General features: G+C 40.6%; 18 protein-coding genes, 1 pseudogene and 1 riboswitch. Of the genes and pseudogenes, 17 read left to right on the top strand and 2 right to left on the bottom strand.

The genetic code is table 11. The features are described 5' to 3' along the window. Positions 1–7 precede the first annotated feature (7 nt). From ACIQCE_RS13380 to ACIQCE_RS13355, 6 genes and pseudogenes are all read left to right on the top strand, one after another. Entirely contained in the window at positions 8–766 is a 759-nt protein-coding gene (locus ACIQCE_RS13380) for a LamB/YcsF family protein (RefSeq protein ID WP_400495419.1), read from the top strand. A gap of 24 nt (positions 767–790) precedes the next feature. Continuing rightward, a complete protein-coding gene (locus ACIQCE_RS13375) occupies positions 791–2,008 on the top strand; it encodes an NRAMP family divalent metal transporter (protein WP_400495418.1) in 1,218 nt (405 codons plus the stop codon). Positions 2,009–2,059: 51 nt separating this feature from the next. Further along, entirely contained in the window at positions 2,060–2,245 is a 186-nt protein-coding gene (locus ACIQCE_RS13370) for a hypothetical protein (protein WP_400495417.1), read from the top strand. 20 nt (positions 2,246–2,265) lie between these two features. Beyond that, the gene (gene pxpB, locus ACIQCE_RS13365; protein WP_400495416.1) at positions 2,266–3,012 is read left to right on the top strand and encodes a 5-oxoprolinase subunit PxpB; all 747 of its coding nucleotides are present in this window, start codon (positions 2,266–2,268) and stop codon (positions 3,010–3,012) included. Beyond that, the gene (locus tag ACIQCE_RS13360; RefSeq protein ID WP_400495415.1) at positions 3,009–4,025 is read left to right on the top strand and encodes a 5-oxoprolinase subunit C family protein; all 1,017 of its coding nucleotides are present in this window, start codon (positions 3,009–3,011) and stop codon (positions 4,023–4,025) included. The genes pxpB and ACIQCE_RS13360 overlap by 4 nt, the downstream gene beginning before the upstream one ends. Before the next feature lie 48 nt (positions 4,026–4,073). Further along, positions 4,074–4,814: pseudogene (locus ACIQCE_RS13355) on the top strand (IclR family transcriptional regulator). Between the two features lie 33 nt (positions 4,815–4,847). On the opposite strand, the gene ACIQCE_RS13350 reads toward ACIQCE_RS13355, so the two are convergent. Next, on the bottom strand, positions 4,848–5,483 hold the full coding sequence (locus ACIQCE_RS13350; RefSeq protein WP_353856625.1) for an FMN-dependent NADH-azoreductase: 636 nt from the start codon (positions 5,481–5,483) through the stop codon (positions 4,848–4,850). A 404-nt stretch (positions 5,484–5,887) separates the two neighbouring features. Here ACIQCE_RS13350 and ACIQCE_RS13345 point away from each other — a divergent pair, with 404 nt between their 5' ends. From ACIQCE_RS13345 to ACIQCE_RS13330, 4 genes are all read left to right on the top strand, one after another. Continuing rightward, complete coding sequence (locus ACIQCE_RS13345) at positions 5,888–6,514, top strand: GDSL-type esterase/lipase family protein (protein ID WP_400495414.1); 627 nt, start codon at positions 5,888–5,890, stop codon at positions 6,512–6,514. A 316-nt stretch (positions 6,515–6,830) separates the two neighbouring features. Next, positions 6,831–8,921, top strand: a complete 2,091-nt coding sequence (locus ACIQCE_RS13340; protein WP_400495413.1) for a BglG family transcription antiterminator — start codon at positions 6,831–6,833, stop codon at positions 8,919–8,921. A gap of 734 nt (positions 8,922–9,655) precedes the next feature. Next, entirely contained in the window at positions 9,656–10,525 is an 870-nt protein-coding gene (locus ACIQCE_RS13335) for an SDR family oxidoreductase (RefSeq protein WP_400495412.1), read from the top strand. Positions 10,526–10,810: 285 nt separating this feature from the next. Further along, complete coding sequence (locus ACIQCE_RS13330) at positions 10,811–11,233, top strand: pyridoxamine 5'-phosphate oxidase family protein (RefSeq protein WP_400495411.1); 423 nt, start codon at positions 10,811–10,813, stop codon at positions 11,231–11,233. 549 nt (positions 11,234–11,782) lie between these two features. Here ACIQCE_RS13330 and ACIQCE_RS13325 read toward each other — a convergent pair. Continuing rightward, on the bottom strand, positions 11,783–12,079 hold the full coding sequence (locus ACIQCE_RS13325) for a DUF3817 domain-containing protein (protein ID WP_400495410.1): 297 nt from the start codon (positions 12,077–12,079) through the stop codon (positions 11,783–11,785). A gap of 992 nt (positions 12,080–13,071) precedes the next feature. Between ACIQCE_RS13325 and ACIQCE_RS13320 the strand changes: the two genes are divergently transcribed. The 7 genes from ACIQCE_RS13320 (at position 13,072) to ACIQCE_RS13290 (ending at position 24,587) form a co-directional block, all read left to right on the top strand. Beyond that, positions 13,072–15,258, top strand: coding sequence for a DNA topoisomerase III (locus ACIQCE_RS13320; RefSeq protein WP_400495409.1), 2,187 nt, complete (start codon positions 13,072–13,074; stop codon positions 15,256–15,258). A gap of 195 nt (positions 15,259–15,453) precedes the next feature. Beyond that, positions 15,454–16,536, top strand: coding sequence for a glycosyl hydrolase lipoprotein (locus ACIQCE_RS13315; RefSeq protein ID WP_400495408.1), 1,083 nt, complete (start codon positions 15,454–15,456; stop codon positions 16,534–16,536). Further along, positions 16,517–17,368, top strand: coding sequence for a GGDEF domain-containing protein (locus ACIQCE_RS13310; RefSeq protein WP_400495407.1), 852 nt, complete (start codon positions 16,517–16,519; stop codon positions 17,366–17,368). The genes ACIQCE_RS13315 and ACIQCE_RS13310 overlap by 20 nt, the downstream gene beginning before the upstream one ends. Then, positions 17,358–19,073, top strand: a complete 1,716-nt coding sequence (locus tag ACIQCE_RS13305) for a DUF2334 domain-containing protein (RefSeq protein ID WP_400495406.1) — start codon at positions 17,358–17,360, stop codon at positions 19,071–19,073. Before ACIQCE_RS13310 ends, ACIQCE_RS13305 begins: the two co-directional genes overlap by 11 nt. Before the next feature lie 37 nt (positions 19,074–19,110). Next, positions 19,111–20,334 carry a glycosyltransferase family 2 protein gene (locus ACIQCE_RS13300; RefSeq protein WP_400495460.1) on the top strand — a complete coding sequence of 408 codons (1,224 nt, stop codon included), beginning with the start codon at positions 19,111–19,113 and terminating at the stop codon, positions 20,332–20,334. Between the two features lie 4 nt (positions 20,335–20,338). Continuing rightward, positions 20,339–22,432, top strand: coding sequence for a cellulose biosynthesis cyclic di-GMP-binding regulatory protein BcsB (locus ACIQCE_RS13295; protein WP_400495405.1), 2,094 nt, complete (start codon positions 20,339–20,341; stop codon positions 22,430–22,432). A gap of 66 nt (positions 22,433–22,498) precedes the next feature. Beyond that, positions 22,499–22,649, top strand: a riboswitch (cyclic di-AMP (ydaO/yuaA leader). Positions 22,650–22,760: 111 nt separating this feature from the next. Continuing rightward, positions 22,761–24,587: an APC family permease gene (locus ACIQCE_RS13290; RefSeq protein WP_400495404.1), complete on the top strand. Its 1,827-nt coding sequence runs from the start codon at positions 22,761–22,763 to the stop codon at positions 24,585–24,587. Positions 24,588–24,671: the final 84 nt, after the last annotated feature.

Below are 24,671 nucleotides of genomic sequence, written 5' to 3'. Positions count from 1 at the left end.
GGAGCCTATGTTTCAAGTGGATTTGAACTGTGATTTGGGAGAAAGCTTTGGTCCATACAAGATCGGTGCTGATGAACAAATCCTAGAATATGTCACCTCAGCCAATATAGCCTGCGGGTTTCATGCTGGTGATCCAACGGTCATGAGAAAAACGGTAAGAATGGCTTTGGAAAAAGGGGTACAAATCGGTGCACATCCAGGGTTGCAAGATTTGGTCGGATTTGGAAGACGTCCAATGGCCATCTCGGCAGAGGAAGCCTATGATCTCATCATCTATCAAATTGGCGCTCTATCAGCCTTTCTCAAAGCAGAAGGCGGCACGATGCAGCATGTCAAACCACACGGTGCTCTCTACAACATGGCAGCTAAAAATACTGAATTATCTGAATCAATTGCGAAGGCTGTGTATGATGTCGATCCTAGCCTTGTATTATTTGGGCTTTCAGGCAGTGAGCTTGCTTTAGCAGGTGAGAGAATAGGTCTTCAAGTGGCACATGAAGTGTTTTCTGATCGAACGTATCAGGCAGATGGAATACTGACTTCTCGCCGTGAGTCAAATGCGCTCATTGAAGAGGATGAAATCGCTGTCCATCAGGTAATTCGTTTGGTGAAAGAAGGTCAGGTTCAGACAGTTCAAGGGAAGGATATTAAGTTGAAAGCAGATACGGTTTGCATTCACGGAGACGGCAGCCATGCGCTTCAATTTGCAAAAACCATTACAGCAAAGCTAAAAGAAGCAAATATTCAAATCAAAGCTTTTCAATAAATCATCATCAAAGGGGGAAGCAGCATGAAAGAAGGGAAGCTGAAAGACTTCAAGACATCAAAGGGGAACCGTTCAACGCTGATGGGTGCAGCTTTTTTAATGGCAACATCCGCCATTGGACCAGGGTTTTTAACGCAAACCACTGTGTTTACACAGAAGCTTGCGGCTAGTTTTGGTTTTGTCATTTTAATTTCCATTTTCTTAGATATTTTTGCGCAAACCAATGTATGGAAAATCATTGCCGTGTCGGAAAAACGAGGACAGGATATTGCCAACATGGTGCTTCCAGGTCTCGGTTATATGTTAGCCATCTTCATTGTCATTGGCGGACTTGCCTTTAACATCGGGAACATTGCAGGGGCAGGTCTCGGCTTTCAGGTGATCTTCGGTGTCGACAATCGAATAGGAGCAGGAGTTAGTGCAGTCATTGCCATTCTCATTTTTGTCATCAAAGAAGCGGGGAAAGCGATGGATCGCTTCACACAGATTGCTGGCTTTGTCATGATTGGACTCATGCTTTATGTCGCTATGTCAACAGCGCCTCCTGTAGGAGAAGCCGCAATAAGAACCTTCGTGCCAGAGAGAATAGATATTTTATCCATTGTGACCCTTGTGGGCGGAACGGTTGGCGGTTATATCGTTTTTGCCGGTGGTCATCGCTTGCTGGATGCTGGAATTAAAGGAAAAGCAGCACTACCTCAAGTAACGAAAAGCTCCATCTTCGGTGTCTTGATTACCTCTGTTATGCGTGTCGCACTTTTTCTCGCCACATTAGGGGTTGTAGCAAAGGGCTTACAGATTGATCCATCCAATCCACCTGCCTCAGTGTTTCAATTAGCTTCAGGAAATGTCGGATATAAAATGTTCGGGATTATTATGTGGGCTGCAGCGATTACTTCTGTCATTGGAGCGGCATATACATCTGTTTCATTCTTTAAAACCTTCTCACCTAAAATTGAAAAAAATCAACGCGGCATGATTATCGGTTTTATTGCCTTGTCCGCTATTTGTTTTATCACCGTCGGAAGACCTGTGAACATTTTGATTTTGGTTGGGGCTATTAATGCATTGATTTTGCCTCTTGCGCTTGGTACTTTGCTGATTGCTGCACATAAAAAAGAGATTGTCGGTGATTATCGTCATCCAATCTTTTTGACAGCAACAGGTGCGTTTGTTGTTGTCGTCATGGCCATCATGGGCGGATATACCATCATGAATGAAATTCCAAAACTATGGAGTTGATTCGAGTGATTTGCCAACGTCATCCAGCCTCATGTCCTTTACTAGATGTGCTTGACCCAAAGTGATCTAGTGTTAAGGCGATCAGCACATCAAGCGGATATTCGGACAGATTTTTCGAAGTACCGAATTTACCGAAAAGGGATCCATGAACAAGAGGTGCTTGATATTGAGATCACGCATGCGCCTGGTCATATGTTTATGACAGAACAAAGAGATCAACAGCTTGGAGTGTTGTAAAGAAAGAGAGGTGTCCTCAAGTGTTGCTTTCGAAGATAAAAGAATCCATCACTTTCCACCCACTTGGAGATGCTGCGATCGTCATCCAAGCTGGAAATGACATACGTGAAGATATACATGAGCGTGTTCAACATATTTTTACGTGTATCGAACAGCATCCGTTTGATGGGTATGTTGAAGCTGTTCAGGCCTTTACAAATGTGACGGTTTTTTACGAGCCGTATACAGTTCATCAATCTGCTTATCTCTATCAGAATGACATGTCCCCATATGAATGGGTTAAAGACTATATCAAACAGCTTCTTGAAGACAAATGGCATGAGGGGGTTGAAGTGAAGCGTCGTACGGTCGACATTCCTGTATGTTACGGCGGAGCGTTTGGTCCTGATTTAGAAGAGGTGGCCCGCATCAATGGTTTGACCTCGGAAGAAGTGGTGCGTATCCATACAGCCGGCACTTATCTTGTCTATATGATTGGATTTGCTCCGGGCTTTCCGTTTTTAGGCGGGCTTTCTGATCAGATCGCAGCCCCGCGCAAGGAAACGCCGCGGATGTCCATTCCAAAAGGGTCGGTTGGCATTGCAGGTAAGCAAACAGGCGTTTATCCTATTTCTACACCAGGAGGATGGCAGCTCATTGGACAAACGCCACTGTCGTTATTTCGACCAGATCAAGAGAAACCAAGTCTTCTAAAAGCGGGGGATCAAGTTAGATTCGTCCAAATGTCTGAAAAGGAATTTTTCAGCATGAAGGAGGCAGAACGTTGAGTATTCAAGTCATCAAGCCAGGGATGTTCACAACCATTCAAGATACAGGAAGGAAAGGTTATCAGAAGTATGGCGTTTTAACGAGCGGGGGCATGGATCAGCTCTCACTCAGAATCGCCAACATGCTCACCGGAAATCAAGAAGATGAGGCGACGCTGGAAATCACACTGATGGGGTCAGGTCCTGTTTTCACCTGTCAAAAAGATCAACTGATTGCAGTGACTGGCGCTGATGTGGAGATTGACATTAATGGTGAGCCAGCTCCTTTATGGAAGCCGCTTTTTATTCGGTCAGGAAGCACCATCACCTTTGGACCTTGTAAGAGAGGGTGCCGTTCCTATCTTGCTGTGGCAGGCGGTTTCGATGTAGAGCCCGTCATGAAGAGCAAAAGTACGTATGTCAGAGCAGGAATAGGCGGATTGAAAGGACGCCCGCTTGAAAAAGGAGACGTCCTGACCATTGGAGAGCCATCGACATTGGCGATCAGCCTGTTCAACATGCTAAAAAGTAAAGAAACATATGCGAGATATAGCTCACCAAATTGGACAGTCAACCATTCACATTTCCTGCCGCTACGAAAATCACCAGTGATTCGAGTGCTGGAGGGAAGACATTTTCCACATTTTCAAGAGGCGTCTCGGAGGGTCTTTTTTGAACAACCCTTTCAGGTGACACCACAATCTGATCGCATGGGATGCAGATTGAAGGGAGAACCTATTCGTTTAAAGCAGAAGCTAGAATTGATTTCAGAGGCAGTTGCATTTGGGTCTGTACAGATTCCTCCCGATGGACAGCCCATCATCCTACTGGCAGATCGTCAAACAACAGGCGGATACCCAAGGATTGGTGAGGTGGCGACAGTGGACTTGCCCCTCATTGCTCAAGCGATGCCGGGTGCAACACTCCATTTTCAACAAATCGACCGTCATGAAGCAGAGAAAGCATTATTCAATCAAGAAGAGGAACTCAGGGAACTGACCGCTAGAATAAAGCTGGAAGCATTCTCGTTTTAGAAAAGGTGAGAATCATGCAAAACACGAATAAAATTTGTTGAGAAATCAATGGAAATCCTTCGGCTGTTTATCACACATGAACAATTATCTTTAAATGAAATGATTGAACTGTCCCAAATGCCAAAGACGTCTGTGCACCGTATGGCAAACTCGCTAGCCAATATGGGCTTGTTAGAAAAGCATGAATCAGGTGGTTACCGATTAGGATTGATGTTACTTGAATATGGTCAGCTTGTAGCCAATCGTCTGGATATCAGGAGAATTGCAAGGCCTTTTATGGAAAGCTTGCGTGATGAAGTGGGAGAAGCCGTACAGCTCATCATTCGTGAGGGAGATGAGGCCATCTACGTGGAAAAAATGGAAGGAACGCAGCCGGTTCGACTATACACAGCCGTCGGCAATTGATCTCCATGATATGCGGGCGCCTGTGCGAGAAGTATCCTTTCATTCTTGCCACAAAAAGAGAGATGGGCTTATATTGATTCAATTGAGCTTGAGAAGATTGGCATTGGGACAATTACAGATAAAGATGTCCTGCGGAACATGATAGAAGAATCAAACAAGAGAGGCTATACGATAAGCTATTCAGAGCTCGAAAACTATACAGCAGCGATAGCGGCTCCAATTTTTAATCACCACGGGGAGGCTTCGTCAGGAATGAGCATTGCTGGATTTGAAGCAGGGTATCAAAAGGAACGTCTTCCTTTCTTAATTGAACAAGTGAAAAAAGCAGCGAGCGGCGTCTCGAGAAAATTAGGTTTTACATCAGAACATATAAACAGCCAATGATCAAAAGATCATTGGCTGTTGTTCACAATTTGATTAGAACGTTTTACCTAAAGCTTTTGCACGTTCGATTGCATCTGCTTTAATTTGTTCTGCTTTTTCAGGCTCAGCACTGTGACCTTCTACAATCAGACCTTCGAATGAAGGAATTCCGAAGAATTTCGCAATAATTCCGAGGTAACGGTGACCTGATTCAAGTTCTGCAGCAGGACCTTCAGAGTAATATCCGCCACGTGCTTGAATGTGAAGTGCTTTTTTGTCTGTTAATAATCCAACAGGACCTTGCTCCGTGTATTTGAATGTTTTACCAGCTACGGCAACTGAGTCGATGTATGCTTTAAGAACTGGTGGGAATGAGAAGTTCCAAAGTGGTGAAACAAATACGTACTTGTCAGCAGATACGAATTGATCGCTTAATTCGTTCAAACGAGCAACCTTCGCTTGCTCTTCAGCAGAAAGTGTATCAAAGCCAGCACCAGATTGAAGCTTGCCCCAGCCTGAGAATACATCTGCATCAATGTGAGGGATGTGTTCTTTGTACAAATCGATATGTACAATTTCATCACTTGGATTTGCTTCCTTATAAGATTCGATAAATGCTTTAGCAGTAGCCATACTGTAAGATGCTGTTTCATCATGCGGATGTGCAGTGATGTATAATACTTTTGCCATCATTCATTCAACCCTTTCTGTTTCGGTGATTTTTTAGTGTACACAAATGATACACTGAATATGTGGCACCTTTATTCATATTGGAATGGTACGAATAAAGATGTAACAAGCGCAGTTACAAAAAACTGATATTTTCATTGTAATCACAAAGTAATTTGAAGTCAAGAAATAAAGCTTTGAAATCAAGATAAAAACCTTGTAAATTTATCTTTTTAAAGAATTATTTGTCATTTTATCCTTAATCTAATTGAACAAAAAAACATCCAAAATCGCAAGTAAAGAGTTTGTAAAAACAAAAAAATATATTTCTGAAAAAAAGAATGAATCTCTAAGTCATTTACTACAAGCGTCTGTTCTCACTTTTCGTATATATAAGGGAAGGCAGGAGAGAGTGAGGGATAAAAGTGGGAAGATCCTATGTTGCGATTGGAGATTCTTTAACGGTTGGAGTGGGGGCACGTCTATTTGGCGGAGGTTTTGTCGAGCGGTATGCGGCCATGCTTGAAAAAAGGCTGCATATACCGATTGAGCTGTCAGTTTTTGCGAAATCAGGCTTAACAACGGATGCCATGTTGCAGTTATTCAAACGAACTGATGTCAGATGTGCAATTGAACAAGCAGACATCATCACCATTACAGGCTGTGGTAACGATCTCGTTCAAGCTGTTCAGCATGAAAAAGAGGGGGTAGACGAAAAGGAGTTACTGCTAGCTTCCATGCATTGTCAGGCGAATTTCACCGAGATGATCACTGAAATAGCCCGTATAAAAAGAGGACAAAAGCAACACCATGCTATTTATATATTGAATTTATATAATCCTTTTCCAAACATACCGATAGCAGAGCGCTGGCTTGAGCAATATAACCATCATCTGCGTTTACTAGCAGCAAAACCGCATGTGGAGATAGTTGATGTATATCGAGTGTTTGAAGGACATGAAAAAGAGTACTTATCGATTGATCAATTTCATCCGAATCATAAAGGATATCAAGCAATGGCATCTGCTCTGTTTCAAAAATCTTCCGAATAGCTGTGATCCAAATGGGTCGCAGTTTTTTCATGCTTTTAAAAAAAGTGTTGTTTCGATATGATAAAGGAAACTAGGTCAAAAGAGGTGTGTGTATGGAGGAAATCAAAGCATATGGTCAAGAGATAAAAGGAACAGCTGATGAAAGATTCAATAGATGAGGGTCCGTCCTTTTGGAAGAATTGTATGACAAAGAAGTGTATTTAATTTTGTCACAGTCATTGTGCCAAAGTATGATCAACTTATAATTGCATGGTTCATTGAAAGCGTTTTAGATTAAAATATGAAAATAGACCTATAAAGCAGAGGAGGGCATTTCATGTACATAACGGCACGAGAACAGAAAGTCATTAAATATATGATTCAGCAAAATCGTTATGTCACGATTCGTGAGATAGCCGATTCTGTTCAGGTAAGTACAAGAACGATTCACAGGGAATTAAAATCTATCAAACCAATCTTGAAACATTACAACCTTTCACTTGATAAACAGCCAGGGAAGGGTTTGAAGGCGGTTGGGGAACAGGAGGATAAACAGCGCCTTCTTTCTCATATCTCAAATGAGGATCAAATCGAATATAGTTCTGATGAACGGAAGCTACTGATCCTATGCGCACTGCTTGAAGCAAAGGAGCCGGTGAAATTATACACGTTAGCAACTGATCTCCAAGTGACAAATGCCACAATCAGCTATGATTTAGATGAACTGACAGACTGGATTGCCCCCTATGGCCTGCTGCTAATCCGAAAGCGCGGATATGGTATTGAATTAAAAGGTCCAGAGGAAGCAAAACGGAAAATTGTCGGCAACCTCATTGTCGACCGGCTCGATATTCAATTATTTTTAGAAACGATTGAAATGAATATCAAACATCGAACGAAAGCGACGGAAAAGGTGTTTGGCGTTGTCAGCAGAGGTCAGCTGCTTAAGGTAGAAAGACTGCTCTTTCATTTGAAAAATAGACTGTCACTCTCTTTATCTGATCGTGCGTATATTGCGCTGGTCGTTCATTTGACCTATGCAATTGAACGAATTCAGATAGGGGAAACCATTCGGATGGAAGAAGAAGAGCTGCTTGAATTAAAGCGGACGAAAGAATTTGAATCGTCACAGCGGATTGCTAGAGCACTTGAACGCATGTTTAATGTTGAGATACCCGAAGCAGAAGTCGGTTATATGACCATTCACTTGCGCAGTGCAAACCGCAGCTTTAAGGCAGAATATCGCATTGATGAGATCGAGCTCGATATTGCTTTAAGAACGAAGAAGCTCATTGATTTTATTTCAAATAAAACAGGATATCATTTAAATGAAAATGATTCATTATATGAAGGACTTGTTGCTCACCTTGAACCAGCCATGAATCGTCTAAAGGAAAAGATGAGCATTTATAACCCGCTCAAGCAGCAAATCAAAAAAGATTATTTTTTGCTATTCATGGCAATTGAAGAGGGAGTTGAGCGTTTCTTTCCGGAAACAGAATTTCCAGAAGATGAAATTGCATTTATTGTGCTTCATTTTGGATCTGTATTAGAAATTAAAAAAGAAGAAACAAAGATTCATGCATTGGTTGTTTGCTCAAGCGGTATTGGCTCTTCTAAAATGCTTGCATCACGTTTGAAAAAAGAATTACCGGAGATCGCTAAATTCGACCTTTCCTCCTTAATGGAATTAAAAGAAATCGACGCTACCCGCTATGACATGATTGTGTCGACTGTCCCTATTCCCTATGAGCATATTGATTATATCATGGTCAGCCCGCTCTTAAATGAGGATGATGCCACGCGGGTAAAGGCGTATATTAAACAAAAAATCCCTTATATCATAGAGAAAAAAAGACCAAAAGAAGCCGTGAAAGAAAACATTCCGGAAACCATTGATATGATGGCGCTGACGGAGGAGATGATGAACTATATGTCCGTCATTCGCAGTATTTTGTCCCATTTTACGATTGAGAAACGGAAGACAATGCAGCATCATAAGGCGACCATTCAACATATTTTGTCTCAGATTGAAATGCAGGGATTTCTTGAACGAGCGGATGATGTAGCTGCTCGGTTAATAGAGCGCGAACAGCAAGGTGGTTTAGGTATTCCTAGTACCCAGTTTGCCCTCTTTCATTTAAAACACGATTTCATCAAGGAGCCTATATTCCATATCTATGATTTGGATCAGGCGTACGAAGTGAAAAGCATGGATGGCAAGCACCAGTTGATGTCACGTATGCTCATGATGCTGGCACCGCTAAATCTCGGTAAAGAAGGCTCTGAAATGTTTAGTCTGATCAGTTCATCCATGATTGAAAGTGAAGAGAGTATGGCACTGTATGAGCATGGAACAAAGGAAGAAATTGAACAAAAATTAAACCAGCTCTTCTATCAATTTGTCAAAGATGCAAAGTGGTCATGAAAAAGCCGAGATGCTTCATCGTTTCTCGGCTTTTTTTAGTGACGCAGACAGCGAGTGTTAGGCGAAATTCCTTGTATGTAAAGGATAAATGAGCAAACCCCGCAAATTGCAGGTCATTGAGTATTTCTTCGCCATCTCTTTTATTCAATTGGCGTCATCACAATGACGATTTTCCCGCCCAGCTTTAGTGTGTGATCAAGGTTCAATAAGCCCGCTTTCGGTTCATCCTAAAGGGTGTCGTTATTGACAGAAAGTACTTTGTCATATTGTTGAGAAGTTCGGCGTGTTCTTTCAATTTTCCCAACATACAGGCGGACATGCTCGTTTTTAAACCTCGAGTACGTGCCTGCTCTTGCATTGTTGAAGAGGCATCCAGTCCATCAATATAAAGGTGTTCGCATATATTTCATACTGTATCCGGGACCATAGCCAATCTCTAACATGCTTTCACCATGATCAAAATCTCAGTGGCTAATGACCCACTGGTTCAATGCTTTATTTTCGATTGCCATAATATACCCTGCAATGGTTCTAGGCCAGCCTTTTGGTCTCTTACATGCTTTCGAAATGGTTGACAGCATATGAAAATGCTTCTTTTTTATGATGATGTAACCAATCACGATTCAAACGTCGTAATTTGTAAAACAAAGCACACCGAACTTTCAAGTCATGTTTGAGTGGAAAATTCAAGTGGTAATGAAAGGATACATCAAAAATGAAGGAGGAGCTTACACATGGACTTACGCAATTTTTTAACAAATGGCATCCCGCGCCAAACACAGGAACAGCAACCAGGTCTTGAACGGAAAATGAATCCTGCGCCGATCTTTGAGGATGAATCGTATCAAGGATCTGGCAAGCTAAAAGGGAAAGTAGCGCTGATTACAGGCGGAGATAGTGGAATCGGGCGTGCGGTTTCAGTTGCTTATGCAAAAGAAGGAGCCCATGTCGCCATAGTTTATTTAAATGAACATGAGGATGCAGACGATACGAAAAAGCGTGTAGAGCAAGAAGGAGTAAAATGCTTAACGATTGCTGGCGATGTCGGAGATGAATCTTTTTGCGAGGAAGCGGTGGAAAAAACCGTTGAGACGTTTGGGCAATTAGATATTTTAGTGAACAATGCGGCTGAACAGCATCCGCAAGAACGTATTCAAGATATTTCAAGTGAACAGCTTCACCAAACCTTTAGAACCAACTTTTACTCCTATTTTTATTTTACGAAAAAGGCACTCGATTATTTAAAACCAGGTAGTACAATCATTAATACAACATCTATTAATCCTTATCGAGGAAATGCGGTGTTAATAGATTACACAGCGTCAAAAGGGGCCATTAATGGGTTTACCCGCTCAATGGCTCAGTCACTTGTAAAAGAAGGTATTCGAGTAAACGGTGTGGCTCCTGGTCCAATTTGGACGCCGCTGATTCCATCTACGTTTGACGAAGACAGTGTGGAACGCTTTGGGGCAGAAACCCCAATGGGAAGACCAGGACAGCCTGTTGAGCATGTCGGATGCTTTGTTTTACTCGCATCAGACGAATCTTCTTATATGACAGGACAGACGCTTCACGTCAATGGCGGGTCCTTTATGAATACATGATAACAAGTAGCACCGCCCAACTTTTATTTTGGGCGGTGTTTTCTAGTATTTCTTTCGGTTCTTTTTCACAGATGTGACAGAAAACACAATAATGCAAGCAATAGCTGCCGCAATGACAAGTGTAACCAAATGAAAGATGATGCATGTTCCCATCTCCCTCCATTAGATGGTATTTATATAGCATCAGCTATAAAGTCTCTTTTGATGAAAAACACATTTCATTGTTTAATGATGGGGTTGTCGTGGAAACCTAACAGTAAGGATGATGTGAAGGAGTGAATGTAAATGTCACAAGAGGAATTAAAGCAAAAGGTGCTCGAACTATTAGATGAGCAAAAGGTCGGGACACTTGCGACTGTTGAACAGGAAAAGCCGCATACCCGCTATATGACCTTTTTTCATGAAGGATTGACGTTATATACACCAACGAGTAAAGAAACACATAAAGCGGACGAAATTGAAAAAAATCCAAATGTCCATATTTTAATTGGATACACAGGAGAAGGTTTTGGTGACACCTATGCAGAGATTGCAGGGACAGCCACATTAACGGATGATCGAGAGCTGATCGACCGCCTTTGGTCAAAGGAAATGGAGAAATGGTTTAAAGGAAAAGACGATCCGAACCTTGTCATCCTGAAGATTGACCCAACGTCAATCCGTTTGATGAATGAGGGAAGTCAAACACCGGCGGAATTATCAATATAAGACTTGCACACTTGAGGGGAATATGTTATATTATTCTAATAAGTGTTGAAATAGCAAATAAATAAAGAAAGTAAACTTTCTTTTTTCTATGAAATAATGAGAAGCAATAGAGCTTCTACTTGATAAGAACAAGACGCTGTCAAAGCGAACAAACTTATTCTTTTCCTTTCGCACCGCCCCCCTATAGCGGAAGAATGGAAAAAAGACGTTTTGATTTACAATTCACACTGGCACGGCTTCGGAGCCGTAAGGACGAATGAGAGGAAGGGCTTTCGTTGTCTTGTTACCCAGAACTTCCATGGCGTTTACTTTCAAACGTATGATTCACTCGAAGCACATATGAAACACTGATATGTTCGAATCTGGATTCATAAACTCCTTTACGGAGATCACAATTGATTATTTATTTGCATGAAAAGGATAAGAAGCAGGCTGCCATCTATTTGGCAGCCTTTTTTATTTGGACAATAACATGTTGTTTAAAGAGATACGGAGAAATCGGCTTAATTTTTGTACATAAGAATTCATCACTTAATGGTTCTTTTCGTGTTATGATTTCGTATCATATTGGCGAAGCACCTTATCATAGGCGAAGTTGCCGAAAGGAATAAAGGCCGCAAAAAAACCGGCAACAGACCACTTCAAATGCCAGCGCACTTTAAAAGTCACATAAGCCAAAATCAGCATATAAATCACAAACAACGCGCCATGAAGAGAGCCTACAATGGTGACTGCCATCGGGATATTCGCAAAATATTTAAGAGGCATGGCAATTAAAAGAAGGGTTAAAAGAGACATACCCTCGATAAAACCCGCCTGTCGAAGACGGCTAATACTTGTATGCATATACAAATCCTCCTGTATAAAAGCTAGTTTCTCATCTTCTAATATAAACGAAAGATCGTCTGGACATGCTAAAATCTACGAAAAATTCAAAATATGTTCATGTAATGCTTAAAAAATGGAAATGATGCTGCGTTTCTAAATTCTAAAGATTATTTGATTAAATGATTCGAGCTAGACCATAAAAGTTAGATTTTTTGTTCTTATTAATATCCCTCACTTTCTTAATCGTAAACAATAAAATTATCCAAAAAAGATATATATTTCATGATATGATAAATTATACATAAATTTGGAAAGAAGGTTGTTTTTATGGAATGGCAAAGGTGCCCTAGATGTAATAGTAATCGTGTGGGAAAGAGAGTAAGAAGTGCAGGATGTGTTTCTGTCTTTCTCATGTTAGGTATTTCTTTCTATATCCCTTATATTATAACAAGGATAGTGTTTATCCCTTTTATTAAACAGACGCTTGGAATTGTTTTGTTTGTTATCATATTTATTTACTTGTCTGGTTTAAGAGAAAGAATCGTTAGTTACTTGTACTGCAAAGACTGTGAGTTAAGCTTTAAGCCTCGAAAAAATTTGGATACCTAAACACCTTTTTGAATACAGAGGTGTTTCAGCGTGTAGACAAACACTCGCATTCGTTGTCAGGTCTGCGCGCCGGTGCTCACGAATGTCCAATTCGCTCCGCTCCGGTGCTCGCCCTTCCTAGACTTCAAGGGCTTTCTATCACGCTGAAAAGAAGACAAAGGGCTAAAATCAAGATCATTTTAGCCCTTTGTCAACAATTTGAAACACCTCTTTGAATACAGAGGTGTTTTTTTAAATGCCTATAACATATATCTGGATCGGAAATTTGACAAATTGTTGCTTATGCGGCACTCAAACCTAGCTGTTTCGGCTCCATTTCTAATTTATGTTCCCGCATTAGAACCCTATCTCTACGTCTGTTATAATAAAAGAATGGTTAGAAGAAAGAGATGTGAAATTTAGTGTCAAAAACAGTTGTATTAGCAGAGAAACCTTCAGTAGGACGTGATCTCGCACGTGTGCTGAAGTGTCATAAAAAAGGAAATGGTTTTTTAGAAGGAGATCAATACATTGTGACGTGGGCGCTTGGACATTTGGTCACACTTGCAGATCCCGAGGGCTACGGAAAAGAGTTTCAGTCTTGGCGTTTAGAGGATTTGCCAATCATTCCAGAGCCGCTCAAACTCGTTGTGATGAAAAAGACAGGGAAACAGTTTCAAGCGGTGAAAACACAACTTACTAGAAAAGACGTCAAGGAAATTGTCATTGCAACAGATGCTGGTCGTGAGGGGGAGCTCGTTGCCAGATGGATTCTTGAAAAAGCACATGTGAAAAAGCCTTTGAAGCGACTATGGATTTCTTCTGTGACAGATCAAGCAATTCAAGATGGCTTCAAACGTTTAAAAGACGGCAGGGAATATGACAACTTGTATCGCTCAGCGGTTGCTAGAGCGGAAGCAGATTGGATTGTTGGGATTAATGCCACGAGAGCTTTGACGACGAAATTCAATGCACAGTTATCCTGTGGGCGTGTACAAACACCAACAATTGCCATGATTGCCAAAAGAGAAGAAGACATCCAGCAGTTTCAGCCGAAACCGTTCTTTGGATTAACCGCACAAGTAGATGGTCTTACCTTGACATGGCAAGATGCAAAAACGAAGCAAAATCGCACATTTCATCAGGAGCTCATCAAAGAGCGATTAACGAGTTGCAAGGGAAAACCAGCATTGATTGAAGCATTGAAAAAAACAGCCAAAAAAGCCTTTGCTCCAGGGTTATACGACCTGACAGAATTACAGCGTGATGCCCACAAACGTTATGGCTTCTCTGCTAAAGAAACATTATCCACTCTTCAACGGCTTTACGAGCAGCATAAGCTTGTGACGTATCCGCGCACAGATTCTCGTTTCATTTCGACTGATATCGTTCCAACATTAAAGGAACGATTAAAGGGAATGAATGTCAGACCGTATGCACAGCATGTGAACCGCATCTTACAATCAGGAATTCAAGCACATAAAGGCTTTGTCAACGATGCCAAAGTGTCGGATCATCATGCCATTATTCCGACTGAGGAAGAGCTTTATCCTGGTGCATTAAGTGATAAAGAGCGGAAATTATATGACCTGATCGCTAAACGATTCCTGTCTGTCCTCATGAAACCATTTGAGTACGAGGAAACAACTGTTTATGCAAAAATAGGCAATGAACTTTTTACAGCAAAAGGGAAAACAGTCCAATCGGCTGGCTGGAAAGCCGTTTATGATGAATCTTATGAAGATGAGGATACAGTCGAAACAGACCAGCATTTGCCGTCATTAACAGAAGGACAATTACTTGAAGTACGGATGCTGAAAGAGACAAAAGGAGAAACGAAACCACCTGCTCGTTTTAATGAAGCGTCGTTATTATCTGCAATGGAAAACCCGGCTGCTTTTATGCAAAACCAAGAAAAAGACTTAGTGAAAACGCTTGGCGAAACTGGTGGTTTAGGCACAGTTGCCACAAGAGCGGATATTATTGAAAAACTGTTCAATAGCTTTCTAATTGAAAAAAAAGGAAAAGACATCTTCATGACATCTAAAGGGAAACAGTTGTTATCCTTAGTACCTGAAGATTTAAAATCTCCAGCTTTAACAGCGGAATGGGAACAAAAACTTTCTAAAATTGCCAAAGGTCAATTGAAAGCTTCTCAATTTATGAGTGAGATGAAGGCATACGCGAAACAAGTTGTGATGGAAATCAAACAAACAGACCAAACATTCAAGCATGACAATATCACAGGAACACATTGTCCTGACTGCGGAAAACTCATGCTGAAAGTCAACGGAAAAAATGGAACCATGCTTGTCTGCCAAGATCGAGAATGCGGTCACCGGAAAAATATAGCGAAGAAAACAAACGCCCGTTGTCCGAAATGTCATAAAAAACTCGAGTTGCGTGGTGAAGGCGATGGAAAAATCTTTACCTGTGTTTGCGGTCATAGAGAGAAGCTGTCTGCTTTTGAGAAACGCCAATCACAATCCAATCAGAAGCGGGCCAGCAAGCATGACGTGACTAAATATATAAAGAAACAGAAGAAAATGGAAGAACCAATTAATAACGCACTAGCTGAACAATTGAAAAAACTAAAATTAGATCAATAGTTGTGTAAAAGCCCATGCGAAACCGCGTGGGCTTTTGAGATGAATCAAGTATTTTGATCTGTTTTTTTCTGAAAATGGGAATGGGTATGCGAAAAGACTCGTAATTTGGCATATATTAATTATTTAAATATCACCTAAAAAGATCTATAATAAATAGTTGGATACAAAAGAATTGTGATATGGAAGGGGAAACGAATGGATAAATCCATACAGCGTACTGCTTCGTTCTTACTGCTAATGATCCTACTAGGAGGATGTGCTTGGAATAAACAGCAGGAGTCAGCTCGTTCTAAAAATGAACAACCGATATTGCAAGGAGAATACTTTATCACACACCACTTAATGACAGAACAAGGCCTGATTCGCACCTCTTTTGCAGAGCAGCACACCTACTTATCCGAATCGCTTGGACTTTGGATGGATTACCTTATTCGAAAAAAAGACCAATCCTCTTTTGATCAACAACTGGACGTGTTACACACTCATTTTTCACTCAATCACCAGCTTCTTAGTTGGAAAATTGAGCATAATCAAAAAAGCAAAGTCAATGCCTTGGTCGATGATTTACGTGTGGTGTCAGCACTTCAAAACGCAGATCAATTGTGGCATAAGACAGAGTATCGAACCAGAGCTGTTCAAATCGCACAAGCATTAAAAGACAAAGCCATGTTCAAAGGCATGTTAACCGATTATTATGATGCAACGACGAACCAAACTTCACACACCATCACACTCTCATATATAGACCCAAAAGCGGTAAAAGAATTGGCTTCCCTTCATGTCTTCACTGAACAGATGGTGAACGACCAACTATCTATTTTGAAAAAAGCCCCTAGACAAAAAGGATTCTTTCCAAAATCCTATGACATAGCGAAAAAGAATTATTCATTTGACAAAGAAGTGAACCTAATTGATCAGATATATACGGCTTTTTATGCTGAAAATTGTCAGATTGATACATCTTCTATCATGAAATGGCTCAAAACGACTTTTCATCAAAAAGGAAAGCTGTACGGACGATATGAGTTCGAATCTTTGCAGCCAGCTGTTACTTATGAGTCCCCTGCTGTGTATGCACTTTTGGTGTTATATGCGCTCAATAGGAACGAGCCAGGTTTTGCACTAGACGTATACCAACGAATGAAACAATTACAGATACAAGATCCCCTCAAGCCTTATTACGGAGGATATATGAACAAAAAAGACACACACTCATTTGATAACTTATTGCCTCTTATTGCAGAAAGGGAGCTTCTAAATGAATCGGTTATTCAGTAACACCTATCGTATGTATTACACGCTGCTCCTCATGATCGCTGGTCTTATTTTCTTTGTCACCTACTTAAATGCACTTGATTCAGAGAACTTCATGGTTATCGTACTCACTTTTGTCGTGTTAGGATGCGGCATTCTATTTGGCATTCTGCCTGCTTTAATTTTGACCTTGCTCATTCTTTTCTTTATAGGAAGTGCCATGTTCTTTACCGAACTGGGACATACGAATTCGCTTTTATCTAATCAAACATTACAAGATGTTGTGATTTGGGGAGTTGCTCTGCTCTTTTTCGCCATTTCAGCAGGGAATCTACATGAACGCATTGCCTCTATGCGTCAAATGATTGAACAACAGAAGCGTGCCATCAAACAATTTGTGGCGATTGATTATACAACAGGATTTGACAATGCCGAGCGGATGAAGCTTGAATTGTCAGAGGAAATGAAACGGGCAGATCGATACAAACAGCCATTTGTCTTTATCCTTCTTCATATGCACTACGCCGCAGAATTCAAATCATTATATGGAGAAAAGGAAATGCAGCATCTATTTCAGCAATTGAGTATCAAAATTCGCGAAAGCGTGAGAGAAACAGATAAGAAGTTTCGATTATCAGAAGAACGAATCGGACTGCTTTTGACACACACGCCTAAAGAAAATGTATCAGTTGTACTAGATAAGCTGAAGGATAAACTACAAACGCACGTATTGCTAAACGGTCGTCAAGTGACTCTGACATTTCATGTATGCCATTTAACGAGCAGCTTAGAGTATCAAACGCCAGAGCAATTTTTAGAAGAACTTGAAAACGAGATGATGATGAATGAACTTTAACTCCTTCATGAAAAGCTGTTTGTTGATCGTATTTTTGTTGGTTTGGACGTTCAAACATATTGAATCAGCCGAAGCCCTTGGGAGCAAGCCGGATACCCTCGTCGTCTATACCACGGAAACCGGGGAAATGACACCAGATGTTCACATGCTCGATTTACTTGCGGGTTATTTTCCAAAACAAACAACGGTTTTATCTGATGACCAAATGTCTGAAAAGGTAGTAAAAGGATTTCAGCAAGTGATCTATATTGGAGAAATAAAGAAAACACTGCCGAAACAAACGGTCAATGCGCTAAACAAGTCAAAACGTCTTATTGCCATCGGTTATAATGCGGAGCAATTGAATCCTTTTTCCAAGCTCACCTTTCACAAACAAGATCATGTCAATCAAATTAGACACACACATGAAAAGACATACCGCCAATTAGATAGAAGTATCACAGCTTTGACTGTGAAAGGTAAAGGTCAGCAAAGCGAATTTATATTGAAGAAAAATCAGCAGGATCATCCATTTGTGATTCAATCAAAAAAGGGATCCGCTTATATCGGCATCTTGCACGTATTGCAAAACAACAAACTGCTAGCAGAAGTGTTTCAATCACTCATGCAACCTTCAAATCAAACAACAACAAAATATTTGCGACTAGGTGACATCAGTCCGGTAACTGACGAGAAAAAACTACTGGAGCTGGGACAATACTTATCAGACCAGCATATCCCATTTCTATTAGCTGTCACCCCAGCTTGGATAGATCCTGCAACAGGTGATGAGGTGACACTTAAAGACCGCCCTCATCTTGTAAATGTATTGAAACAATTGCAGAGCAAAGGTGGGAGTGTCATTCTTCATGGCTTTAGTCGGACCTATCGCACCCATGAATCGGGGCAAGGCTTTGAATTTTGGGATGCGCAGTTCGATCAACCGATTACGTCAAATGAACCTAAAAAAGTAAGAAGTAAACAATTGAGTAAAAGTGATTTTCCGAGTGAAAAAGACTATGACGCTTATATCAAAACGATTCAGAACAAAGAAGAAATATATACTAAAGAAAAGCTTACAGAAGGAATTGAGCTCCTTGTAAAGCAAGGACTGTATCCACTTGCGTTTGAGGTTCCCCATGATGCCATATCTCAACATGGATATCAAGTCATCTCACAGTATTTTTCAAGTCTGTTTGGTCAGGTGCAGCTATCAGACAAAACGTGGCGAACAAGCGGTGCACCGCCATACACGACGACACCAGCCATGCTCCATGGCATGACTTTATATCCAGAGCAGCCCTGGGATGCAAAAACGGGAAATGCTGATACAGTATATCAAGCTGAACAGATTCTATCCATGCAGCATATCCAATCCCCAACCATCGGTTTGTCTTATCAGGCAGATGCAGGAATAGCCAAATTAACGGATCTTATCACACATATGGAAGCGATCCCTTCTAGTGAATGGCTGAATTTAAAGAAAACAAAGCAGTCTGTCCAAACGCAGAATGTGCAGATTAAGGCATCAGGAAATGGACATATTCAAGTACATCAATCAAACATAGCAGAAACAAAAACAGTCAAACGAAGTGGGATGGAAAACATGCTAAGAATCTTGATAGTGATAGTGTTGTTGTTTATTGTGACTTTTATGTTTTACACATTGTATTTAAGGCTGACAATGAAAAAACGTATTTTTAAGGAGAGAAAATCAGGTGGCTGATGTCTTATTTTATCTTTCATTAATACTTATTTGGGTCATGCTCCTTTACCATATGTTTCTCATGCAGGGCGGCTTTCAGCATTATCTTACTTATGAACGAGTGCTACCAGAGTGGACGCAACGAGCAAAAGAGCTACCGACCGTCAGTATCCTCATTCCCGCTCATAATGAAGAGGTGGTCATTCGGCAAACGTTAAAAGCGATGGTACAGCTGTCATATCCAAAGCACCTGCTTGAAATCATTGTGATCAATGACAATTCCTCTGATCAAACAGGTGACATTGTGCAATCTTTTCGCAAGCAGTATGATCACATTCATATGATCGAAACGAAGCCTCCTTTTGCAGGAAAAGGTAAATCCACTGCGCTGAATGAGGGGTTGAAGGCATCAACAGGTGACATCATTTGTGTGTATGATGCAGATAACATACCTGAAAAAAAGGCTGTCTATCACTTAGTTCTTGGTTTATTGAATGACCCAAAAGCTGGCGCTGTAGTCGGTAAATTTAGGGTGATCAATGCCGCCCAAAATCTCCTTACAAAATTCATTAATATTGAAACCATCTGCTTCCAGTGGATGGCTCAGGGTGGTAGATGGAAATGGTTCGGCATCGCCACAATCCCTGGTACAAACTTCGCCATTCGCCGGCATATTTTAGAGGAGCTTGGCGGCTGGGATGTTCATGCTCTTGCAGAGGACACAGAATTAACGATCAGGGTCTATAACCTAGGGTATGTTATTCGATTTTTTCCTGCAGCTATCACATGGGAGCAAGAGCCGGAAACATGGAAGGTCTGGTGGCGGCAACGGACACGCTGGGCAAGAGGCAATCAATACGTTGTACTCAAATTTTTAGGTCAATTCACGAAGCTTAAACGAAAACGGATGATTTTTGATTTGTTTTATTTCTTCTTTACGTATTTCTTATTTTTCTTTGGTGTGCTGCTCTCGAATGGCATATTTATCGTGAATGTATTTGTTGATCTTCATTTATCTGTAGGGGCTGTAGCGCACATCCTTTGGGGTCTGGCGTTCTTTCTCTTTTTAACAGAAGTGATGATTACATTAAGCATTGAGAAAACCGAGCTGACCAAACAAAACGTTCTCATCATATGTCTCATGTATTTCACATATTCACAAGTGTGGATCGCACTTGTAGTGTATTCCTTATTTGCAGAGGCTAAGAGTCGATTATTGAAACAAGAAGTGAAATGGTATAAAACCGAGCGTTACAATCAACAACAAAAGAAAAGCGGGTGACAAATTGAAATCTGTAAAATGGATGACCTTTATATTCGTATTATCTCTCGCCATTCAACCTTTTTTCTCGGCAGGTCAAGCATTGGCAGCATCAAATCGAATTCAAGTGAAAGATGACTGGATCAGTTCATCAAACGGTAGTAAAAAAGAAACAACACAACATTTATCAGAAGATGTTGTCACGTTATATGGAGAAGAAGATCGTATCGAATTCTCCTATCAAATTAATGAAGAAAAAGTAGATGAAAGCACACTTGCTTTGAATATAGAGGCCTCGCCATTACTCATTTCGCCTTCATCATTTACCGTGATGATTGATGGAGAGATTGAGCAAACAATTCCCGTTTGGGGGAAAAGTCAAAAGAGAACCATTCAAATCAAATTGACCAAAGCACAATTGAAGAAAGGCTTACATCGTATTCAGTTCACATTTTATGGTGTTTTAAAAGAGGGTGTTTGTATCAATCAAGAAACACCGGCAAATTGGCTGAAAGTGTATCCTGATAGCGAGCTGAAATTTGCCGGAACTCCGTCCAAGGATATCTCATTAGACAGCTTCCCGTATCCGTTTATCCAAACTAGTGATAAGAAGGAGCAAACAGATGTCGTTCTTCCAAATGAGCCTGATGAAGCTGAAATAGAAGCAGCGATTAAGTTATACCGCACTTTGAAAAACAAAGATCGTCATGCAGACGTCAGACTCATACAAGAGAAGAATATCAAACAAATCGCACATCCAACGATTGTGGTGGGGGCAAAAGGAAGCTGGAAAGGACGTATAAAATCAATTGAACAAAAAGCTAGGATTAAGACAGAAAGCGATCATTTAACTTTGGCTGTCAGAGCCCTTGCAGCAAAGAAAAAAGAACAGCCGATTTTATTCGTGACATTTAATCGACCAAGCACAATCGCTCAAAAAATGAATGTGCTGACTCAACCAGAGCTTACAAGTCAACTAACTGGTACTGACTTAATGCTTCAAAAGATCACATCTCAAACATCGAACCCATCTCATACCATTCGTTTAAAAGACTTTGGCGGGAGTGATGTGACAGTTGGGACAAAGAAGACAACATCTGATCACTATTATTATCCGAAAGCACTCATTGCTAACCAAAAATCGGGTGCAAAGCTAAATTTGATATTCAAAAGATCCGATGCTGCTAGCAAAGCAGAACGATTAACCGTCATGATTAATGACGAACCGCATGCCGTACCTTTAACAAAGCTAGGAAACAAAGATGCGGATGGTTTCTATCATGTGTCCATTCCAGTCAATTCACAAGTCCTTCAAAAAAATGAATATATAGATTTGCAATTTGTCACAAGTGGATTTCATAACATGGAATCGTGTAAATATACAGATGAAGCGGGCTGGATTTTCATAGATCAGAACAGTTTTCTTCAAATACCAGAAGGAACACAAAGCGATACACCAGACTTGTCGACATGGCCGTTTCCTTTTACTTCAGCAACAAAACAAGGAAAAACATTGATTGTGGTGCCAGATCAAATCAAGCGTGAAACCATCGACCAAATGGCGATGCTGTCAGAATCGTTTAGTCAGCCTGAAGTCACTCAATATCAATTGGTCAAAGGATCGAGCATGACAAATAAACAATTGAAAAATCATTCGCTAATCTTCATTGGTGGAGTACAGGTGTTTCCGCTTTTAAAAGAAAAAGCAAGTGAGCTAACAGTTCCTACTAAAAAGGGTCGATATGATGTATCCTCATTTGGCATGATCAATGAGACAACTGCTCGTGTCGTATGGACGCAACCATCTGTTTGGAATAAAGAACAGACAATGACGGTATTTTCTGGAATGAACGCATCAGACGCAGCCATCTCAAAAACAGTCATTGATTTCCTTCAAACAAATACGAATACAGCAACGGTTGCAATAGAGAACAACAACAAAGAAATATTTTCCAATCATCAAATGGTCAGCGGCACATCGACCGATAAAAAAACAGGTGAACAACAAAGTGAAAATGCGTCTTGGATATACTTTGGATTGATGGCTGGTCTTATTGTTCTTGTGCTTATGATGATTGTCTATTTCGTGCGTAAAAACCGCAAGAAAACGGAGTCGTAAACGGTCATACGACCTTGAAAAAATCTCTTTACTTTGGTGTCAAACGGGAGTATGATCTCTTTTATAAAAGACCAATCGCTGAATCATTTTGATGAGCGGGGGAACCAATAGTGGTAATGAAATAAATATCACATGGGGTGAATCCTTTTTAAGGTAGGGCAAATTCTCATGCGCCCGAATCCGTCAGCTAACCTCGTAAGCGTTAAAGAGAGCAAAGACCAACCTGTGACCTTAAAAATTGGCACAGGGGCATTCTATTGCCTCTGTGTCTTTTTGATGATCTATCTTATGTTTATGAAATCGTTTGACACTAAAGGAGCGGCAATACATGTACAGTTTGATGAAACGTATTTTAATTGGTAAACCATTAAAATCACAAGCAGCAGGAGAACAAAAACTATCTAAAATCAAAGCTTTGGCATTATTGTCATCAGATGCATTGTCGTCGGTTGCTTATGGTACTGAACAAATTTTGATTGTTCTATCAGTGGTCAGCGCGGCAGCGTTTTGGTACTCTATCCCAATCGCAGGTTGTGTATTAATTCTTTTAATGGCTTTGATTCTATCCTACCGCCAAATTATTTATGCCTATCCAGAAGGCGGTGGTGCATATGTCGTATCAAGAAGAAATTTAGGTGAAAAACCAGGATTAATCGCTGGCGGATCTTTGTTGGTTGACTATATATTGACTGTTGCAGTAAGTATATCAGCCGGAACGGATGCCATCACATCAGCTTTTCCAGCACTCTATCCATCTCATGTGGTGATATCAATTGTTCTTGTCTTAGTAATCATGGTGTTAAACCTTAGAGGACTAACGGAATCGGCATCCATTTTGGCTTATCCTGTCTACCTGTTTGTATTTTCATTACTCATTTTAATCGGAGTCGGGGGCTTTAAACTATTAACAGGGCAAGTGCCGTCAGCACCTGAGCATACAGCATTTGGTACACACGTATCAGGTATTACATTATTTATTTTATTAAAAGCTTTTTCATCCGGTTGTTCTGCTTTGACTGGAGTAGAAGCCATTTCAAATACAATTCCGTCATTTAAAAAACCTGCTGCACAAAATGCAGCGAGAACTTTATTGATGATGGGTGGATTGTTAGCTGTACTATTTATCGGTGTGACACTTCTTGCCTTTGGTTTTGGAATTTCCCCAAAACCAGAAGAGACGGTGGTTTCACAGATTGCATCAGAAACATTTGGGCGTACATTTTTCTATTATGTGATTCAAGCTGTCACAGCTCTGATTCTCATATTAGCAGCAAACACCGGCTTTTCAGCTTTTCCTTTACTGGCTGTCAATTTAGCCAAGGATAAATATATGCCTCGAATGTTTACGGTGAGAGGAGATCGACTTGGTTACTCCAACGGCATTATCTTTTTAGGCGTAGCATCCATGCTACTGATATGGTTGTTTGATGGAAAGACAGAACATCTTATACCGCTTTATGCGGTCGGTGTTTTTATTCCATTTACCCTATCTCAAACAGGCATGTGTGTGAAATGGATTCGCGAAAAACCGCAAGGATGGAGAACGAAAATGCCAATTAATATTTTGGGGGCACTTATTTCTTTCACTGTTCTCATGATTCTTATTTTGACGAAGTTCCATCTCGTATGGCCTGTTTTCGTTTTCATGCCAATCGTTCTGTTCATCTTTTATTCGATTAAAAGACATTACCTTGCGGTTGGAGAACAATTGCGTCTATTGAATGAAACTGCGCCTATTGAAATCAAAGGGAATGTGATCATTGTGCCAATAGCAGGTGTGACACGTGTTGTAGAGCAGTCTATACATTATGCGAAATCTTTATCAAATCAAGTCATAGCCGTTCATGTTTCCTTTGACAAAGAGCATGACAAGAAAATTGAAGAGGATTGGGAAAAGCTTCATAGTGATGTGCGACTTGTGTTGCTTCACTCATCTTATCGAAGTCTTATTCATCCACTTGATAAATTTCTTGAAACGGTTGAAGCAAAAGCAAATGCTCATCAATATAGAGTAATGGTACTCGTGCCTCAATTCATACCTAAAAAAAGATGGCATACCATTTTACACAATCAATCCGCTTTTCTATTAAGATTACGCTTATTATGGAAGCGAGATATTGTTGTCGCTACGCTGCCATACCATTTTAAAAAATAGCGTGAGCAAGTTGACAGATGATATGATGCAAAAGCACAATGAACCGCCATTTCCTAGAAAAATTTTACGTACACACAAGCAGCT

The sequence above is a fragment of the Bacillus sp. NPDC093026 genome, assembly GCF_044754665.1.
In the GTDB taxonomy this organism is placed as follows: domain Bacteria; phylum Bacillota; class Bacilli; order Bacillales; family Bacillaceae; genus Bacillus; species Bacillus maqinnsis.
This window is presented reverse-complemented; position numbering and strand designations above follow the sequence as displayed.

What these genes read in the sequence shown, in the direction of transcription:
- ACIQCE_RS13380 (WP_400495419.1), top strand. Translation starts at nt 8, where the DNA reads ATGTTTCAAGTGGATTTGAACTGTGATTTGGGAGAAAGCTTTGGTCCA.
- ACIQCE_RS13375 (WP_400495418.1), top strand. Translation starts at nt 791, where the DNA reads ATGAAAGAAGGGAAGCTGAAAGACTTCAAGACATCAAAGGGGAACCGT.
- ACIQCE_RS13350 (WP_353856625.1), bottom strand. Translation starts at nt 5,483, where the DNA reads ATGGCAAAAGTATTATACATCACTGCACATCCGCATGATGAAACAGCA.
- ACIQCE_RS13340 (WP_400495413.1), top strand. Translation starts at nt 6,831, where the DNA reads ATGTACATAACGGCACGAGAACAGAAAGTCATTAAATATATGATTCAG.
- ACIQCE_RS13335 (WP_400495412.1), top strand. Translation starts at nt 9,656, where the DNA reads ATGGACTTACGCAATTTTTTAACAAATGGCATCCCGCGCCAAACACAG.
- ACIQCE_RS13330 (WP_400495411.1), top strand. Translation starts at nt 10,811, where the DNA reads ATGTCACAAGAGGAATTAAAGCAAAAGGTGCTCGAACTATTAGATGAG.
- ACIQCE_RS13325 (WP_400495410.1), bottom strand. Translation starts at nt 12,079, where the DNA reads ATGCATACAAGTATTAGCCGTCTTCGACAGGCGGGTTTTATCGAGGGT.
- ACIQCE_RS13315 (WP_400495408.1), top strand. Translation starts at nt 15,454, where the DNA reads ATGGATAAATCCATACAGCGTACTGCTTCGTTCTTACTGCTAATGATC.
- ACIQCE_RS13310 (WP_400495407.1), top strand. Translation starts at nt 16,517, where the DNA reads ATGAATCGGTTATTCAGTAACACCTATCGTATGTATTACACGCTGCTC.
- ACIQCE_RS13305 (WP_400495406.1), top strand. Translation starts at nt 17,358, where the DNA reads ATGAACTTTAACTCCTTCATGAAAAGCTGTTTGTTGATCGTATTTTTG.
- ACIQCE_RS13300 (WP_400495460.1), top strand. Translation starts at nt 19,111, where the DNA reads ATGCTCCTTTACCATATGTTTCTCATGCAGGGCGGCTTTCAGCATTAT.
- ACIQCE_RS13290 (WP_400495404.1), top strand. Translation starts at nt 22,761, where the DNA reads ATGTACAGTTTGATGAAACGTATTTTAATTGGTAAACCATTAAAATCA.